This window comes from Rhizobium sp. 10N427 (assembly GCF_056394605.1).
On the sequence record NZ_JBFTID010000012.1, the window covers coordinates 43,599 to 60,117 of the forward strand.

Sequence of the window (16,519 nt, forward strand, 5' to 3'; positions counted from 1 at the left end):
TTTATTGACGGGCGGTTTATCAGCCATCGAAGATACACTCTGTTTCTCAGGCTTTATTGCCGCAGTCTCAGCCGCTCAGTCCGCGCAGCTTGATATTTTTCCGGACGGTGGCCGGAGGTGCCTCGAAACGCTCCCTGAACTTTCTGATGAAATGCGAGGAATTCTGAAAGCCGGCGCGAATGGCGATCTCGGCGAGCGGAATCTTCGTGGTTTTCACCAGGCGCATCGCCGCGTCCAGCCGGACGATCAGGTAGGCGGAGGCCGGAGAAGTGCCGACCGCCGCCCGGAACGAGCGCTCGAGCTGGCGGCGCGATAGCCCGCTCTGCGATGCGATATCCTCGATATCGAGCAGATCTTCGATATGCTGCTCCATCGTCAGAAGCGCCTTTTCGACCCTCGCATCGTCGATACTGCCCTGCCCGATCGGATTTCGGGGCTGCATCTCGTTGGCATCCCGCCGTCTAGCGATCTGCAGGATTTCGAGCGCGTTCTTCTCGGCGAACTCTCCGACATGCCGGTTGAGCAGAAACGCCGCCAGATCCGCCGCGCTGCTGCCGCCCGCACAGGTGATGACGTTTCCGTCCTCGACGAACAGCTCGTGCGACGTCACGGAGATGTCCGGGAAGCGCTCGCGAAACTCGCCATGGTGCAGCCAGCTGACACAGGCCTTCTTTCCCTGGAGAAGACCCGCCTCCGCCAGAATGAAACTGCCGGTGCAGAGGCCGATCACCGGCACACCCGCATGCGCGGCATTGACGACATAGGAGACAGCGGCGCTGTCGAGCGCCTCGATCTTCTCGTTGATCCGGCCGCCGACGACCACGATATAGTCGAACTCGGCGGGTGGTTTCAGCGACGCGTTTGGTGGCACGGGTACGCCCGAGCTCGACGTCACGAAATGCTTGTCGACACTCATGACCAACCAATCGCAGGCAATTCTCCCGGAATTGTCGCGCTGATCGCTGCCCAGCCGCAGCGTATCGACGAACAGGGAAAAGGCGCTCAGCGTAAAATTTCGCGCCAGCAGGAAGCCGATCTTCAACTTCAGTGAGTTGGCTCTGTCGCCACGCATATGCAGATCCATCCGGCAGCAAGTTTGTCGCGAGCATATGCGGAAACAGCATTGCGTGCACAAGTGTTGGCGACATTCACGCAGACTGTCCGCGGCGTCTGATCTGCCGAACTTACTCTACGAGGCTCGCCCCGCCATCGATGACAAGGCACTGCCCGGTCATCCGCGAGGCGCGGTCCGACAGCCAGAGGATCGCATCGGCAATATCCGATGCCTCAGGAATGCTCTTCAGCGGTGCTGCGGCAATCAGCCCGGCCTTGAACTCACGGTAGGCATCTTCGCTGAGCCAGGAGAGCGCCCAGGAAGTATCGACGAACCCGGGGCAGACGGCGTTGACGCGGATATGCGGCGCCAGCGTCCGCGCAAGGCCGCGGGTCATCGTGTTGACGGCCCCTTTCGAGGCTGCATAGGCCAGCGACGAACCAGAGCCCGAGATGGCCGAGTCCGACGAGACGTTGACGATCGACCCCAGCGGCGCCTTCTGTAGATAGGGGACGGCGGCGCGGATCATCTGATAGGTGCCGCTGACATTGACGCGGAAGATCGCTTCGAAATCTGCAGCGTTGGATGCATTGAGATCTCCGGCTGGGGCCTGGCGCGTGACGCCGGCATTGTTGACGAGCGCGTCGATCCTGCCGAAGCGGCGGATCGTCTCGTCCGCGATCCGTCGGCAATCCGCATCCCCGGCAATATCACCGGGGATGGCGATCGCGTCGGCTCCCGCTTCCAGGCATTGGCGGACCACGTCTTCCGCGCCTGTCCTGTTGCGGCTGTAGTTGACGGCAACGTCGTAGCCGCTGCGGGCAAAGGCGATCGCCGTTGCCGCGCCGATACCGGATCCGGCACCGGTGATGATGACAGTTTTCCTGCTGCTCATGGTCTGCTCCTAGATCCGGATGCGCTGCTCGCCCTCGTCGAACAGGCAGACCTTTGCAGGATCGTAGGCCAGATGGACCTGCTGACCGGGCTGCACGACCAGCCGCTCATGTGCCTGGACGACGACCTGATGCTTGCCGACGCTGACGATCACCTCGGTGCTGGCGCCGGTCGGCTCGACGAGATGGACGATACCGGCCACGCCCTTGTCCGACAGGACGATATGCTCCGGCCGGATGCCATAGTGGATCCTGCTTTCCTCGGCTGGCGCATTCGCAGGCAGGGGAAAGCTGATGCCGTCGAGGCTCTCGAACGCCCCTCTAACAACCGTCCCCTCGATGATATTCATCGCCGGAGAGCCGATAAACTGCGCCACGAAGATGTTGGCGGGATTGTCGTAGAGCTCCAGCGGCGTTCCGGCCTGCTCGACGATGCCGGCGCGCATGACGACGATGCGGTCCGCCATGGTCATCGCCTCGACCTGATCATGGGTGACGTAGACTGTGGTGGTTTTCAAGCGCTGGTGCAGCGCCTTGATTTCGGCGCGCATCTGGACACGGAGCTTGGCATCGAGGTTCGAAAGCGGCTCGTCGAACAGGAACACCTTGGGATCGCGAACGATGGCGCGGCCCATGGCGACGCGCTGGCGCTGGCCGCCGGAGAGCTGGCGCGGATAGCGTGCCAATAGATCCTGAAGCCCGAGGATTTCGGCGGCGCGCATCACTTTGCCATCAATCTCGGCCTTCGGCACCTTCTTCAGCTGAAGTGCGAATTCCATATTTTCCCGGATCGTCATATGCGGATAGAGCGCATAGTTCTGAAACACCATGGCGATGTCCCGGGATTTCGGTGCGACGTCGTTGATGACGTTGCCGCCGATGGCGATCTCGCCGCCGCTGATATCCTCAAGTCCGGCGATCATCCGCAGAAGCGTCGACTTTCCGCAGCCGGAGGGACCGACGAGGATGACGAACTCGCCGTCCGGAATATCGACGGATACATCCTTGATAACGCTGGTCTGGGCGTAGCTCTTGCTGACGCTGCGGATTTGCACGGAGCTCATTCGGGTCCAATCTCCTGGAATTACTTGACGGCGCCTTGGGTGATGCCGGCGATGAATTGCTTGGAAAGCACGATGTAGAGAAGCGTGATCGGCAATGCGGCCAGCGTCAGGCCGGTGAACATCACGCCCCAATCTGTGGTGAACTCGCCGATGAAAACAGTCAGGCCCTGTGGCAATGTCTTCAGATTGTCCGAGGTGATCAGGATCAGCGGGAAGAAGAAGTCGTTCCAGATCGGCACCGCATTCTGGATTGCCACGATCACCATGGCTGGGCGCGCGAGCGGTAGCATGATCTTCAGCATGATCCGCAATTCACTGGCGCCATCGATACGCGCGGACTCTTCCAGCTCGCGCGGCAGCGTGCGCAGGAAACCCGTCATGATGAACACCGCCGACGGCAGGCCCATGGCGACATAGACGAGGACGAGGCCGGCATAGGTATCGACCAGATGCAGCGTATCGAGCTGGATGAAGAGCGGGATGATCGCCAGCTTCAATGGCACCGTCATGCCGCTGATGAAGAACATCAGCACAGCGCTGCCGAGGCGGAATTCATAGCGGGCGATCGCATAGGCCGCCATCGTGCCAAAGGTCAGGATCAGGATGATCGAGGCCGCCGTGACTCCGAAGGAATTCAGCATGTAGCGAATGAAATTCGTCTGATCCCAGACCTTCTGCAGATTGTCGAAGCCGAAGCTCTGCGGCAGGGCAAAGGGCGAGGTGAAGATCTCTGCATTCTTCTTGAATGAGGAAAGTACCATGACGACAAGCGGGTAGAGCATGATGAGTGCGTTCAGCACCAGCACTGCCTGAATGAAGCCGTTCTTGATCCACTCGTTGGAATTCTTCATGTCGTTTCCCGAAACTGGCAAAGGGCGGCCTAGAGCTGGATTTCACGGCGGCGCAGGAAGCGCAGCGCCACGAAGGAGAAGCCGGCGACGAAGAGGAACATCAGGACGGCGAGCGCGCTGCCCTGGCCGAAATCCTGGATACCGTTGGTGACGCTGCCGAAGGCCGTGCGATAGAAATAGAGGCCGAGCACATCGGTCGATCCGCCGGGCGATCCTGTCAGCCCCGCCATGACATAAGGGATTTCGAACCAGTTGAAGCTGCCGATGAAGGTCAGGATGCAGACGATCGTGACGCTGGGGGCGATCAGCGGCCAGATGATGCGGCGGAGGAGCACATAGTCGCCGGCTCCATCGAGCCGCGCCGCCTCGATCACCTCGGCGGAAATCCGCTGCATGCCGGCCAGCAGCACCAGCGTCGGGAAACCCAGCCAATGCCAGATATTGGCGAAGATGATGCTCCCGAGTGCGGTATTTTCATTGCCGAGCCATGCCGGTCCCTGGATGTGGATCAGCGCCAGCGCGCCGTTGACGATACCGAACAGCGGATGCAGGAAGAGCTTCCAGAGAAAGCCGACGATAACGGAAGACAGCACCACAGGAAGAAACACGATGACCTGGTGGATGCGGTGGCCGGGCAATCCCTTCAACAGCCCGAAGGCGATGAGGAAAGCGGTGCCGTTTTCGAAGACCATCAGAGAGACGAAGACGATAACATTGTGCCAGAAGGCATTGAACGTCCAGTCGCTATAGGGCTCCTCGAAGAGGACCTTTCGGAAGTTCTCCAGGCCGATGAAGTTCGACGGCAGCAGGCCGTTAAAATCATAAAAGGCAAAACGGAGGGCGGAGAGCAATGGCCAGACGACGAAGAGCGTCATCACGGCCATCGCCGGGAAGAGCAGGAAGCAGATCCACAAGGACCGGCGCTGCGGCAGAAAAGTCGTCGTGCGGCGCCGGTCCTTGTTCATGTCATTTCCCCTGGAAAGGCTTGTACCACTTGGCGAGACCATCGGTCAGATCGGCGCCAAGCTGATCGGGCGTCATGCTGCCGGACATCATCTTCGTAATGTCGTTCTGCAGCAACTCGGAACCCGTGGGCTTCTGGAAGCGGAAATAGACGACGTTGATGTGCGGCATCGCGGTCTCGTTGAGCTTGGCGACTTCTGCCAGCAGCGGGTCCTTTACGACGACGCCCTTGATCGGCGAGATGTTGCCGAGGAGCGCGGTGAACTTGTCGCCGAATTCCTTGGTGCCCATCCAGGCGACCAGCTTGAGAGCGGCTTCCTTGTTCGGCGATGCTGCGTTGACCGCATAGCCGCCGTCATAGAACTTCGTTGCCTGGGGAACATCGCCTGCCTTTGCAGCCGGCGGTGCAATGAAGTCCATGTTGATCTGCGGGTTTTCGCCCTTGTAGGTGGAGATGTCGAAGCTGCCGCCGGCAAGCATGGCCGCACGGCCGCTGACGAAGAGCTGGCCCGCGGTATCGTAATCGATGCCTTCGAAGCCTGGCGACATGTAGTCGCGCAGCTCGAGCAGCTTGTTGAGCGCCGCGATGTAGCGCGGATCCTTGAAAGTCGCCTTGCCGGTCTTCAGGTCGGAGACGAAATCCTGGCCGAGCAGCGGGCCGGTGAAGGAGGCAACGAACATTTCGTTGAACCAGCTGGTGCCAAGGCCGTTGGCGAGCGGAATGACGCCCTTTTCCTTCAGCGCCTTGGAAACGGTAATGAACTCATCCCAGGTGGTGGGCGCCTTGAGACCGGCCTTTTCGAAGACATCCTTGTTGATGAAGAGGCCGAGGGTCTGCGAGGCGAAGGGCAGCGAATAGACCTGGCCGTCTGCACGGTATGTGCCCGACAGGAGCGCATCGGCCGACATGTTTGCCAGCGAGGGCATGTTGGAGCTGTCCTGCTTGACGAAATAGCCTGACTTCACGAACTGCTCGAGCCAGCCATAGGCATGCGTGTGAATGACATCGCCGCCCTTGCCGCCGGCCAGCGCCGTCGAGACGATCGTCGGATAGTTCTCATCCGGGAAGGATTCGAACTTCACGTGGATATCCGGATTTTCCTTGGTGAAGTCGGCAAACAGCTCGTTGTAGGCCGCCTTGTCTTCCTGGCGCCAGGTCCAGAAGGAAATGTCCGTGGCATAGGTGAAGGGAGCGGAAAGCCCCCAGGCAATTGTCGCTGCGGTCAGCAGCCCTGCTATCGATCTCACTCTCATTACGCTCCCCTTTTCGTTTTCTAGGGCGTGTTCACGATCATTAACAAATCATAGTTCTTGCCTTTTGGCTAGATAGTTTGTAAAGCTGCCTAACTATATTTTTTAGCCCACCGAACTTCATGCAGAAGGCATATATTCTATGGCGAAAAGCGGCCTGATCGCAGGCATCGATATCGGCGGCACAAAGACGCATCTGCTCGTCAGCGAAGACGGCAATGTGGTTGCTGATACGGTTGTGCCCACCTCGGACTGGCGAACATGGGACCGGCCCGCCGATGCTGCCGTACTCGCAGCGCTGATCACGGGAACGGCGAAGGCAGAACCTGCCGCTATCGCTGTCGGTGCCCATGGCTGCGATACCGGTCCACATTGCACGCAGATGGAAAGCGACCTCGGCGCTCACCTCACCGGCAAGATCAAGGTCGTCAACGATTCCGAACTGCTGGTTCCCGCAGCAGGCTTCGAGGCAGGTATCGGGGTCGTCTCCGGCACCGGGTCGATTGCCGTTGCACGCAACGGCGAAGGCGAGATGCTGGTTGCCGGTGGTTGGGGCTGGATCCTCGGCGACGAAGGCAGTGCCGCAGCGCTCGTCAGGGAAGCCGCCCGGGCGATCCGCAAGTCGATCGATCTCGGCGAGAGCGGTGATCCGCTTGTCGCCGGTCTGATGTCGAAGCTGCAGACCGACGATGCGACGAAGATCGGCCGCCTGCTCAACGAGACGCGCGGCGCGGCCGTCTGGGGCAGCTATGCCGATGCCGTATTCGACGCTGCCTCGCAGAAATCGCCACTCGCATCGAGGGTGATCGAGGACGGTGCCGCCGCCCTCGCCCGCCTTGTCGGCATTCTGATCAGCCGCGGTGCGGACGCCAGTCACGTCGTCATCGGCGGCGGTGTCGTTGTCGAGCAGCCGAGCCTGTTCGAGGCCTTTCGCCGGGCGATGGCGGAAGTCTCTCCGAAGAGCGAAATCACCCTGCTGCGCGCAGCCCCGGTCAACGGCGCGCTGGCGCTCGCGCGCCGCCTGCTCGGCTGAACCGATTGGATAGACAGAGGAAGCGGAAATGGAACGCATTGGTTACAGAAACGCGGTTGCCCGCCAGCCGGAAAGCCTGGCGGAAGGCCTGAGCGTCGTGCGCGAGGCGCTCGCCAGGCTCGATATCAGCGGATTCGCCGGCAAGACAGTAGGCTTTGCCGGTATCGGCGCCAGCTATCAGGCCGCCATGGCGGGCGCCGTTTACCTTCGCGCGCTGGGCATCCCATCCTTTCCCTATTGCCCGACCGATCTCTACGAAGCGCTAGATAGCGCCGCCGGCGCCTTCGTGGCCCTGTCGGCATCGGGTCAGAGCCGTGAAATCTCAGACGTGATGCGGCTCCGGCCTTCCACGCCGAAGATTGCGATCTGCAGAGGCAGCGAGAACCCGCTTGCCGAACTCACCGGCGCCGTCCTTCCGACGGGGTCCGGTTCCGACAATGGCGCGAGCTCAACGGGCTATACCGGCATGCTGCTCGCCATCGGGCTGCTCTGCGAGAGGCTGGCGGGCGGACGCTCTTCTCCCGAGTGGAACCGCCTGCCAGCCGCTGTTTCGAAGACATTGCAATCCGCCGCGGGGCAAGCGTCCGAAGCCGCAAAGATGCTCGGTGCCTGCAGTTCGATCGATCTCGTCGGCGGAGGGACCGGCTATGCCAATGCCGGCGAAGGTGCGATGTTGATCCGCGAGGCGGTGCGTATTCCCGCCGCCGGATGGGACACAATGAACTATCTGCATGGGCCGATGGAATCGCAGGATCGGAGAACCGGTGTCATCGCCTTCGGCAACGGCCGGGAGACGAAGATCGCCGAGGACATGGCGGGCTTCGGCTGCCCCTCTGTTCTGATCACCAACCGCCACGACATTGCCCAGCGTGACAATCTGGTGGTGATCGCCGTGCCCGGCCTCAACCACCCGATCGCCGATGCGATCATCGAGATCGTCGCCCTGCAGATGATAACAGGCGACATGCAGGACGCCGCCGGGCTGACGAACATCACCTTCCGCTATCGCCAAACCGATACCAAGCTGAAACCGTGGTCGCCGACGGAAGTGTAGGATCAGCCGAAAGACGCTTCCGGCCCCTCGTCCGAGGCCGGGCCGGCGGGCAGCACCAGCGTCGCATCCGGCGCTTCGCCGAGAATATCGGCCAGCGCATAGTCGGCGGCAAGCCGGGTAGCCCCGAGCACGGTGCCATTGACGCCGAGGCTGCTCACCGCAATCTCCGTCGCCCAGGTCAGGTCGCGGGCAACATGACGGACCTCATCGAGCATCAGCGGATTCTGACCGACGCCGCCGCCCAGAACAACGAGACCCGGATCAAAGAAGCCGATGCAGCCAGCGACCATTCTCCCGATATCGGCCCCATGTCTGTTGACCCAGAGGACCGCTTCCTTTTCGCCTGCATGCGCCCGGTCGAAGAGTTCGCGTGCCGTCGCCGGGGGTTCCCCGGCGGTGGCGGGCCATCCGGCGATGCAACGTTCCATCAGCGCATCGGAGCCCAAATGATGTTCCAGGCCCTCGCGCTCCGGCACATGTCCGGCCGACCACGGAAACGGCAGGCGGCCAGCCTCACCCGCGGCGCCATTGAAGCCGCGGAAGAGCTTGCCGCCGATGACGATGCCGAGGCCGATGCGCACGCCGATCTGCAGAAACAGAAAGATCTCGCGGCCCTGCGCCGCGCCGTCGCGAAGCTCGCCGAAGGCCGCGCAGTTGACGTTGTTCTCCAGCAGGATCGGCGCTTCGACGGATTGCCGCAACCGCTGCAAGACGGCTTCCGGCCCCTTGCGGCGGCTCAGCCCCAGCCGGTTGCGCGAGACGATGCGTGGAACGGCGACAGCGATGCTGCGCAGGTTCTTGCTGCGCTTGCCGACCGCCAGGATCGCAGTTCGCGCCGCCTCATCGACGATCTCCGCCACCTCTTCCGTCGTGGCGCGCTGCTGCTTGGCGATTTTCAGTTCGGCGGTTGCGAGCGGCGTTCCGTCGAGCCCCTGCGCGACAGCGCGCACCTGCGCGACACCGACATCGATCCCGAGCACATATCCGGCTTCCGGCCCCAGGGCATAAACCGTGGCCGAACGGCCCATTGCCCCCTGCTGCGAACCGATCGGGGCCACCAGTCCCAATGCGCCGAGCTCGTTCATCACTGCGGTCATTGTCGGCTTGGACAGATTGAGCATCGCGCCGAGCCGCGGCCGGGTGATCGGGCCGGAAGACGCAACGACGCGCAGAACGGAGCGGGAGCTTTCGGTAAGCGGCGGAATGGTGGCTGGCGGCATTGCTTCTCTTTCATCCGGCATTGGCCGGTTGCGTGCAACGCATCGTTCAAATCGCGCAGCATCGAATTTCAAACATCGTCCGTGACCCGGTGTCAATAAAGGCCAGCTTGATGACCCAAACCTCCGAGCCCGATACCAACGACGCCCTGACGGCAAAACTGGAGAGGACGCCGCTTGCGCGCGTCGAAGCCATTGCTGCCCAGTATTTCTGCATCGCCGGCCGCGCTTCGGTACTCTCAAGCGAACGCGACGAGACCTTCCTGATCCAGGCCACGCATGGCCAGCGCGCGATCCTGAAGATCGCCAATACGGCCGAGCGCGCCGATGTGCTGACCTTCCAGACCGATGCCTTGCGCCACCTCGAGCGCAAACCGCTGGCGCTTCCCCTTCCCAAGCCGATCCCGGCCTATAACGGCAATTTTCTCCTCAAGCTGGGTTTCGGAAGCGACCAGCGCTTCGTACGCATGCTGACATTTCTGGATGGCGTTCAGCTCTACAAGGCACCGCGCTCCGTGCCGCAGATACAAGCGCTGGGGCGCAGCCTGGCGCGACTCGCTCAGGCTCTGGCGGATTTCAGACCTGAGCCGCTGCTGCAGAACCTGCTTTGGGACATCTGCAACGCCGCCGCTTTGCGGCCCCTCACCTCTCACGTTGGCGAAGAGCGGCGCAGCCTCGTCGTTTCAGCGCTCGACGGCTTCGAGCGTCTCGCTTCCAATGGATTTTCCGGGCTCCCACGGCAAGTGATCCACAACGATTTCAATCCGCACAACATTCTCGTAGCGGCAGACGACCCTGCGGAGATCACCGGGGTCATCGACTTCGGCGATCTCGTCGAGGCGCCGCTGGTCAACGATCTCGCCGTGGCGCTGTCCTATCAGGCGGGCGGTGACGACGGAATGGAGGCTATCGTTGCGATGCTTCAGGCCTATCATGCGGTCCGCCCGCTCTCCGCAGACGAGCTTTCGGCACTGCCCTGTCTTCTGCGGACGCGGCTGGCGATGACCGTTCTCATCCCGGAATGGCGTGCCAGCCTCTACCCTGAAAACCGCGACTACATCCTGCGCAACCACCCGGCAGCCCTTGCCGGGCTCATTTGCCTGGCGGATCATAGCGACGAAGCGCTTGCCGCCTTCTTCCGGCAGACTATCGGAGACTCAGCATGACCATGGCCAACGCATTCGGAGCCGGCGATTTCGAGCGCCTGAGCGCTGCCGAGCAATCGATGATCAAGCGGCGCGAACGCGTACTCGGACCGGCCTACCGGCTGTTCTATGAGCGGCCCCTGCATTTCGTACGCGGCGAAGGCGTCTGGCTCTACGACGCAGAAGGACGCGCCTATCTCGACGCCTATAACAACGTTGCCTCCATCGGCCACGGCAATCCGGCGGTGCTGGAGGCGATCGCCCGCCAGGCCGAAACGCTGAACACGCATACGCGCTACCTGCACGAAAACATCCTCGACTACGCCGAGGCTCTCACCGCGACATGCCCGGATGAACTCAGCCAGGTCATGTTCACCTGCACCGGCAGCGAGGCCAACGATCTGGCCGTGCGGATCGCCCGCAGCTATACCGGCGGAACCGGCATCATCGTAACGGCGCATGCCTATCACGGCGTCACGGCAACAGTTGCCGCCTTCTCACCCTCGCTCGGCCCCAATGTCGATCTCGGAGCGCATGTGCGCACCGTCGCCGCACCCGATCCTTCGCTTCCGCCTGAACAGATGGAAGCCGCCTTTGCCGACGGCGTGAAGGCCGCAATTGCCGATCTCACACGCCACGGCATCAAGCCGGCGATGCTGATCGTCGATACGATCTTTTCCAGCGACGGCGTCATCCCAGGCCATGCCGGCTTCCTCAAGCCGGCCGTCGAGGCGATCCGGACGGCAGGCGGCATTTTCGTTGCCGATGAAGTGCAACCTGGCTTCGGGCGAACAGGCGAGGCGATGTGGGGATTCCAGCGCCACGGCTTCGTGCCCGATCTGGTCACGACGGGCAAGCCGATGGGTAACGGCTATCCCGTCGCCGGACTGATCGCCAGACCCGAGGTGATCGCCGAATTCGGCAAGAACTCGCGCTACTTCAACACGTTCGGCGGAAATCCTGTCGCCGCCGCCGCAGGCATGGCCGTGTTACGCTTCATTGAGGAGCAGGATCTCATTGCCCATACCCGCGACGTCGGCACCCATTTCCTGCACGGACTCGAAGCGTTGAAGACCCGCTTTCCGGGGATCGGCGATATCCGCGGTGCAGGGCTCTTCATCGGGGCCGATATCGTCGAGAACGGCAGGCCGTCGGCATCGCTTGCAGCGCGCATCGTCAACGGTCTCCGGGAGAGACAGGTTCTGATTAGCGCCAGCGGCCCTGACGCCAACGTTCTGAAGATCCGCCCGCCGCTGGTCTTTGCCCGTGATCACGCCGATCAGTTTCTGGACGCATTGGAGCAGACGCTAGGCGCGATGTGAACGGGCCCGCTACGGCAAGAAGGTCGGGCGGCGGCCTACTGAAGTCTGACGGCATCGGACAGTACCCATTTCTTGTCGAAGAAATCCTTGGTTGGCCCATAGGCGCGGAACATCAATTCAAAGTGCCTTTTCGGATCGGTGGGGACCCAATTGGCATCCTTGCCCTTCGGCGGCCTTGGCCCGAAATACAGATCGATGGAACCATCGGCATTCTTTGCGAGATCCGGAATCTGCGAGGATCGGCTGGCGCGCGAAACGTTCTTGATCAGCGCATGGGTTTTGCGGTCATAGGCGGTCACCGACCAATATTGCTGAACAGGCACATTTGCCGGCGCGTTCAGTTTGTAGGTGTGGCGCCCGTCGAAGGCGCGGCCGTCCTTGTCGCGGATGGAGATCGAGTAGAACTGACCGGCGCCCAGTCTTTTGATGCCGATATAGGCCATCGTGTAGATCACCCCGCGATGATCGACAGGATAGGAATCCGCCTCGTCGAAATCCCTTTGGGCGGCCGTGACGACGTCGGCATAGCCTGGAAAGGTCCAACGGCTGGTCTCGCTGAAAAACGGCGCAAAACCGTCATCGTACTTTGCTTGAAGCAGGGCTTGCGCTTCCTTCATGGCCTTTGCCAGCAACGATTTGACGTGACTATCCGGTTTGAAGGGCTTGCCTTTCTCGATGCCGAGCGACTTCAGCTGATCGATCATGACCCGGTCACGCGCGATCCACGGCTCCTCCTGGACGACACGATTGAGATTGTCGAAGAAGCGCGCGTCCCATTGGATCGTCGAATCGAAAACGATGTCCTTCACATCGCTGAACACGGTCTGAGGGGGATTGGCCGCTGCCGAGAGCGGATAGACCTTCATCTTTTTTCCATATTCGATGGAGGCCTCAACATCGGCGGTGTCATGGCTCGCCATATTGGAGCGGAACAGTATATAGCCGCCGTAGACATTGGATTTCAGCGGGATGTATCCGTCAGGCGGTGTTTCCTTGTAATCAGGCGGTAGGATGAGGAATTTTCCGCCCTTTCCCTTGTCCGCGCCGAGCAGACCGGCATCTTCAAGCGGCTGCTGCCAAACCGTAACAATATTGCCGTTGAAGGAACCCTTCGCCTCTGCTGCAGGAAGATCGAGAACGAAAGGCCCGTCTTTCGTGTCGAAGAACGCCATGAAGTAAAGCGCATCGGGATTTGGCGTCAGCGTCTGGTTCTTCCAGTCGAGCGGTTCGCCCCAATAGATGACCTGGCCGACCTTGCCCGGTGTCTTGTTCAGCATCTCCTGCCGCATCAGATCGTAGTTGACGGCAGGCATGCCCCAGACGACGGCCTGGACCGCCTTTCGCTCGATCTCGCGATCGGTAATCTCGCTTCTCGCCTTGTCTGCCGCCATCGCTGGCAGGCTCGTCAACAATAGCAGGCATAGTGCCGGTAGCAGCTTCATCGGATTGCCCTCCACTTTGCACCAACGATAGCGCTGCGAAGAGGGAACATAAGTACGCAACGGTAAACGCCTCTGACCGGACCGTAAATTTACAGCGGTTTACCGTTGCGTACTTACGCGTGCGGGCGCGATGCCTATTGTGCCGACGTTGGGGATCGATGGAGCCGGAATGAAGATATCAGCTGTTTTCGCCATTGTGCTGCTGCTCGCATCCTGCGGACATCCGAGCGGCGTCATGACCCCTGTGGTGCTGACGGCGGCGACGCCGAAGACCGCGCAGGTCGATATGCTCGTTGCCACGACGCGCCAGCCATCCGGCGACCCTGCCACACTTTTCAACGGTGAGCGCAGCCCGAAGCCCTATCTCACCGACATTTCCGTATCGCTTCCGCCTGGCAGGAAATCCGGCGAGGTGCAATGGCCGAAACGCCTGCCGCCGAATCCTGCGACCGACTTCGCGGTGACCCACGTCCAGCCGATCGCGACGGTGCCCGAAGGGCGCGTCTGGTTCAAGCAGCATATCCAAGGCGGCCATGCGCTGGTCTTCATCCACGGCTTCAACAACAAATACGAGGATTCCGTCTTCCGGCTGGCACAGATCGTCCATGACAGCGGCATGCATGCCACGCCGATCCTCTTCACCTGGCCGTCGCGCGCCGAAGTGACGGGCTATGAATACGACAAGGAAAGCACCAATTATTCGCGGACCGCGCTCGAACAGACGCTTCGCGTGCTGGCGCAGGACCCCGAGGTGAAGGACATCACGGTGCTTGCCCACTCCATGGGAACATGGCTGGCGATGGAGTCTCTTCGGCAGATGGGCATTCGCGACGGCCACGTGAACCGCAAGATCCATAATGTCATTCTGGCATCGCCTGATATCGATATTCAGGTCTTCGCCAAGCAATTCGTCGAGATGGGCGAACCGCGGCCGAAGTTCACCATCTTCGTGTCGCAGGACGACCGGGCGCTGGCGCTGTCGAGCTTCATTACCGGGCGTGTTTCACGCCTCGGCGCCATCGACCCGTCCAAGGAGCCGTATAGATCGAAGCTCGCTGAGGCCTCCATCACTGCCATCGACCTCACCCAGGTCAAATCCGGTGACCGGCTCAATCATGGCAAATTCGCCGAGAGCCCGGAGATCGTCCAGCTGATCGGTCAGCGGCTGATGACCGGGCAGACCCTGACGGACTCCAACATCACTCTCGGCCAAGGCGTGGCGGCGGTCGTCGGCGGCACGGTGCGCACGGTCGGAACGGTGGCGGGCACGGCGGTGGCGGCGCCACTGACGATCGTTGAACAACCGGCGCACAGGCCCGCGGACTCGGACGTCGGAGCGACCTTGCGGGAAGACCAGCAATCCAAGCCGCTGACGCAATGAGCCGGCCGGTTTAGTCCAGCATTTACGCTCAGTTACGCCGGGATTTACTGTTACGTACTTCCGCCCGCTACTGAAAGGAACAAGTCTCCTGCGGCGTCGCCTGACGACGATCAGAAGCCGGAGGCGCGGCCGCCCGGCACAAGGGAGACTGCAATGTTGAACGATCCATCAGCGAGGAGAGCGTCATGACGGTATCTCTTCAGAAGAAGCTGTTCTCGGCGGCGGTTGCCGCCGCCATGACGCTGACATCGACGACCTTCCTTTCGCCAGCAAACGCTCAGCAGGCAGCGCCTGCCGCCAGCACGGCTGCGGCCAAGCCCAATATCCTCGTCATCTTTGGCGACGACATCGGCCAAACCAATATCAGCGCATACTCCTTCGGCGTCGTCGGATATAAGACGCCGAATATCGACAGCATCGCGAAAGCGGGCATAATGTTCACGGACTACTATGCCGAAAACAGCTGCACGGCAGGCCGCTCGACATTCATCACCGGGCAGACCTGCCTGCGCACCGGCCTCTGCAAGGTCGGCGCGCCGGGCGCCCCTGTCGGCTTGCAGGCCGGCGACATGACGATCGCCCAGGCGCTGAAGCCGCTCGGCTATGCCACGGGACAGTTCGGCAAGAACCATTTGGGCGACCGCGACGAGTATTTGCCGACCAACCATGGCTTCGACGAGTTTTTCGGCAATCTCTACCATCTCAATGCCGAGGAAGAGCCCGAAGCGCCGTATTGGCCGAAGGATGATCAGGAGTTCCTTAAGGCTTATAATCCGCGTGGCGTCATTAAGGCCTCTGCCGATGGTGAAGTCGAGGATACCGGCGCATTGAACAAGAAGCGCATGGAGACAATCGACGACGAGACGACCGCTGCCGCAATCGATTTCATGGGCCGTCAAGTCAAGCAGAACAAGCCGTTCTTCACGTGGATGAACACCACCCGCATGCATCTCTTCACCCATGTGCGTGAATCCATGCGTGGTCAGAGCGGCATGCCGGGCAACGAATATGGAGATGGCATGGTGGAGCACGACGGCGACGTCGGTAAACTCCTGAAGGCACTCGACGATCTCGGCATCGCCGACAACACCATCGTTGTCTACACCACGGATAACGGGCCTAATCAATTCTCCTGGCCGGATGCGGCGACAACGCCCTTCCGCAGTGAGAAGGATACCAACTGGGAAGGCGCTTTCCGCGTGCCCGCCATGGTGAAATGGCCCGGACACATCCAGCCGGGCCAGATCTCGAACGGCATGATGTCCGGCCTCGACTGGTTCCCGACACTGCTCGCGGCAGCGGGCGATCCCGACGTCAAGAAACGCCTCCTTGATGGCTGGCAGCCACAGGGCAGCACCACGACGTTCAAGAACCATCTCGATGGCTATAACCAGCTGGACTACATCACCGGAAAGTCCGACAAGAGCGCGCGTAGCGACTTCTACTACTTCGACGACGATGGCGATCTGGTCTGCATACGCTACGACGACTGGAAAGTTGTCTTCAAGGAGCAGCCTGCGTCCGGTGGCTTTGCAGTGTGGCGTACGCCTTTGATCACTTGGCGCATTCCCAAGCTGTTCAACCTGCGGATGGACCCGTACGAACGCGCCGATACGGTTTCGGACCAGTATAACGACTGGCTGACTCGCAACGACTATCTGCTGGTCAAAGGCCAGCTGAAAGCCGCCAATTTTCTGGAGACCTTCGTAAAATATCCGCCGAGCCAGCGGGTCGCCAGCTTCAACATCGAGGGCGTCCGCGCCCAGGTGGACAAGGCGATCGACCAGTCCTTCAAGGATCGCGGCATCGAGAAGTAACAACGACGAAGGAGGCGCGCATCTGTGCGCGT

Annotated in this window: 14 protein-coding genes; 6 read left to right on the forward strand and 8 right to left on the reverse strand. The window is 61.2% G+C overall.

Annotated elements, in window-relative coordinates:
• Positions 1–67: 67 nt before the first annotated feature.
• The 6 genes from AC1DIJ_RS22220 to AC1DIJ_RS22245 all read right to left on the reverse strand — a co-directional run bounded on the left by AC1DIJ_RS22220 (position 68) and on the right by AC1DIJ_RS22245 (position 6,079).
• A complete protein-coding gene (locus tag AC1DIJ_RS22220; RefSeq protein WP_112390083.1) occupies positions 68–1,072 on the reverse strand; it encodes a GlxA family transcriptional regulator in 1,005 nt (334 codons plus the stop codon).
• 112 nt (positions 1,073–1,184) lie between these two features.
• Positions 1,185–1,949 (reverse strand): SDR family NAD(P)-dependent oxidoreductase, encoded by a 765-nt coding sequence (locus AC1DIJ_RS22225; RefSeq protein ID WP_112389964.1) that lies wholly within the window; start codon positions 1,947–1,949, stop codon positions 1,185–1,187.
• Between the two features lie 9 nt (positions 1,950–1,958).
• The gene (locus AC1DIJ_RS22230) at positions 1,959–3,011 is read right to left on the reverse strand and encodes an ABC transporter ATP-binding protein (protein ID WP_477831554.1); all 1,053 of its coding nucleotides are present in this window, start codon (positions 3,009–3,011) and stop codon (positions 1,959–1,961) included.
• Positions 3,012–3,031: 20 nt separating this feature from the next.
• The gene (locus AC1DIJ_RS22235) at positions 3,032–3,862 is read right to left on the reverse strand and encodes a carbohydrate ABC transporter permease (RefSeq protein ID WP_112389966.1); all 831 of its coding nucleotides are present in this window, start codon (positions 3,860–3,862) and stop codon (positions 3,032–3,034) included.
• Positions 3,863–3,891: 29 nt separating this feature from the next.
• A complete protein-coding gene (locus AC1DIJ_RS22240; protein WP_112389967.1) occupies positions 3,892–4,827 on the reverse strand; it encodes a carbohydrate ABC transporter permease in 936 nt (311 codons plus the stop codon).
• Between the two features lies 1 nt (position 4,828).
• Positions 4,829–6,079 carry an extracellular solute-binding protein gene (locus AC1DIJ_RS22245; RefSeq protein ID WP_112389968.1) on the reverse strand — a complete coding sequence of 417 codons (1,251 nt, stop codon included), beginning with the start codon at positions 6,077–6,079 and terminating at the stop codon, positions 4,829–4,831.
• A 139-nt stretch (positions 6,080–6,218) separates the two neighbouring features.
• Here AC1DIJ_RS22245 and AC1DIJ_RS22250 point away from each other — a divergent pair, with 139 nt between their 5' ends.
• Together AC1DIJ_RS22250 and AC1DIJ_RS22255 are read left to right on the forward strand one after the other, a co-directional pair.
• Entirely contained in the window at positions 6,219–7,109 is an 891-nt protein-coding gene (locus AC1DIJ_RS22250) for an N-acetylglucosamine kinase (RefSeq protein ID WP_112389969.1), read from the forward strand.
• Between the two features lie 28 nt (positions 7,110–7,137).
• Entirely contained in the window at positions 7,138–8,163 is a 1,026-nt protein-coding gene (locus AC1DIJ_RS22255) for an SIS domain-containing protein (RefSeq protein WP_112389970.1), read from the forward strand.
• Positions 8,164–8,165: 2 nt separating this feature from the next.
• Here AC1DIJ_RS22255 and AC1DIJ_RS22260 read toward each other — a convergent pair whose 3' ends face one another.
• Positions 8,166–9,383 (reverse strand): ROK family transcriptional regulator, encoded by a 1,218-nt coding sequence (locus tag AC1DIJ_RS22260; protein WP_112389971.1) that lies wholly within the window; start codon positions 9,381–9,383, stop codon positions 8,166–8,168.
• A gap of 110 nt (positions 9,384–9,493) precedes the next feature.
• Here AC1DIJ_RS22260 and AC1DIJ_RS22265 point away from each other — a divergent pair, with 110 nt between their 5' ends.
• Together AC1DIJ_RS22265 and AC1DIJ_RS22270 are read left to right on the forward strand one after the other, a co-directional pair.
• Positions 9,494–10,546 carry a phosphotransferase gene (locus tag AC1DIJ_RS22265; RefSeq protein ID WP_148194323.1) on the forward strand — a complete coding sequence of 351 codons (1,053 nt, stop codon included), beginning with the start codon at positions 9,494–9,496 and terminating at the stop codon, positions 10,544–10,546.
• On the forward strand, positions 10,543–11,847 hold the full coding sequence (locus AC1DIJ_RS22270) for an aspartate aminotransferase family protein (RefSeq protein ID WP_112389973.1): 1,305 nt from the start codon (positions 10,543–10,545) through the stop codon (positions 11,845–11,847). The genes AC1DIJ_RS22265 and AC1DIJ_RS22270 overlap by 4 nt, the downstream gene beginning before the upstream one ends.
• A gap of 35 nt (positions 11,848–11,882) precedes the next feature.
• Here the strand turns inward: AC1DIJ_RS22270 and AC1DIJ_RS22275 are convergent, their stop codons facing one another.
• On the reverse strand, positions 11,883–13,289 hold the full coding sequence (locus AC1DIJ_RS22275; RefSeq protein ID WP_112389974.1) for a DUF1254 domain-containing protein: 1,407 nt from the start codon (positions 13,287–13,289) through the stop codon (positions 11,883–11,885).
• 169 nt (positions 13,290–13,458) lie between these two features.
• Here AC1DIJ_RS22275 and AC1DIJ_RS22280 point away from each other — a divergent pair, with 169 nt between their 5' ends.
• On the forward strand, positions 13,459–14,670 hold the full coding sequence (locus AC1DIJ_RS22280; protein ID WP_112389975.1) for an alpha/beta hydrolase: 1,212 nt from the start codon (positions 13,459–13,461) through the stop codon (positions 14,668–14,670).
• 185 nt (positions 14,671–14,855) lie between these two features.
• Complete coding sequence (locus AC1DIJ_RS22285) at positions 14,856–16,487, forward strand: arylsulfatase (protein ID WP_112389976.1); 1,632 nt, start codon at positions 14,856–14,858, stop codon at positions 16,485–16,487.
• Positions 16,488–16,519 lie beyond the last annotated feature (32 nt).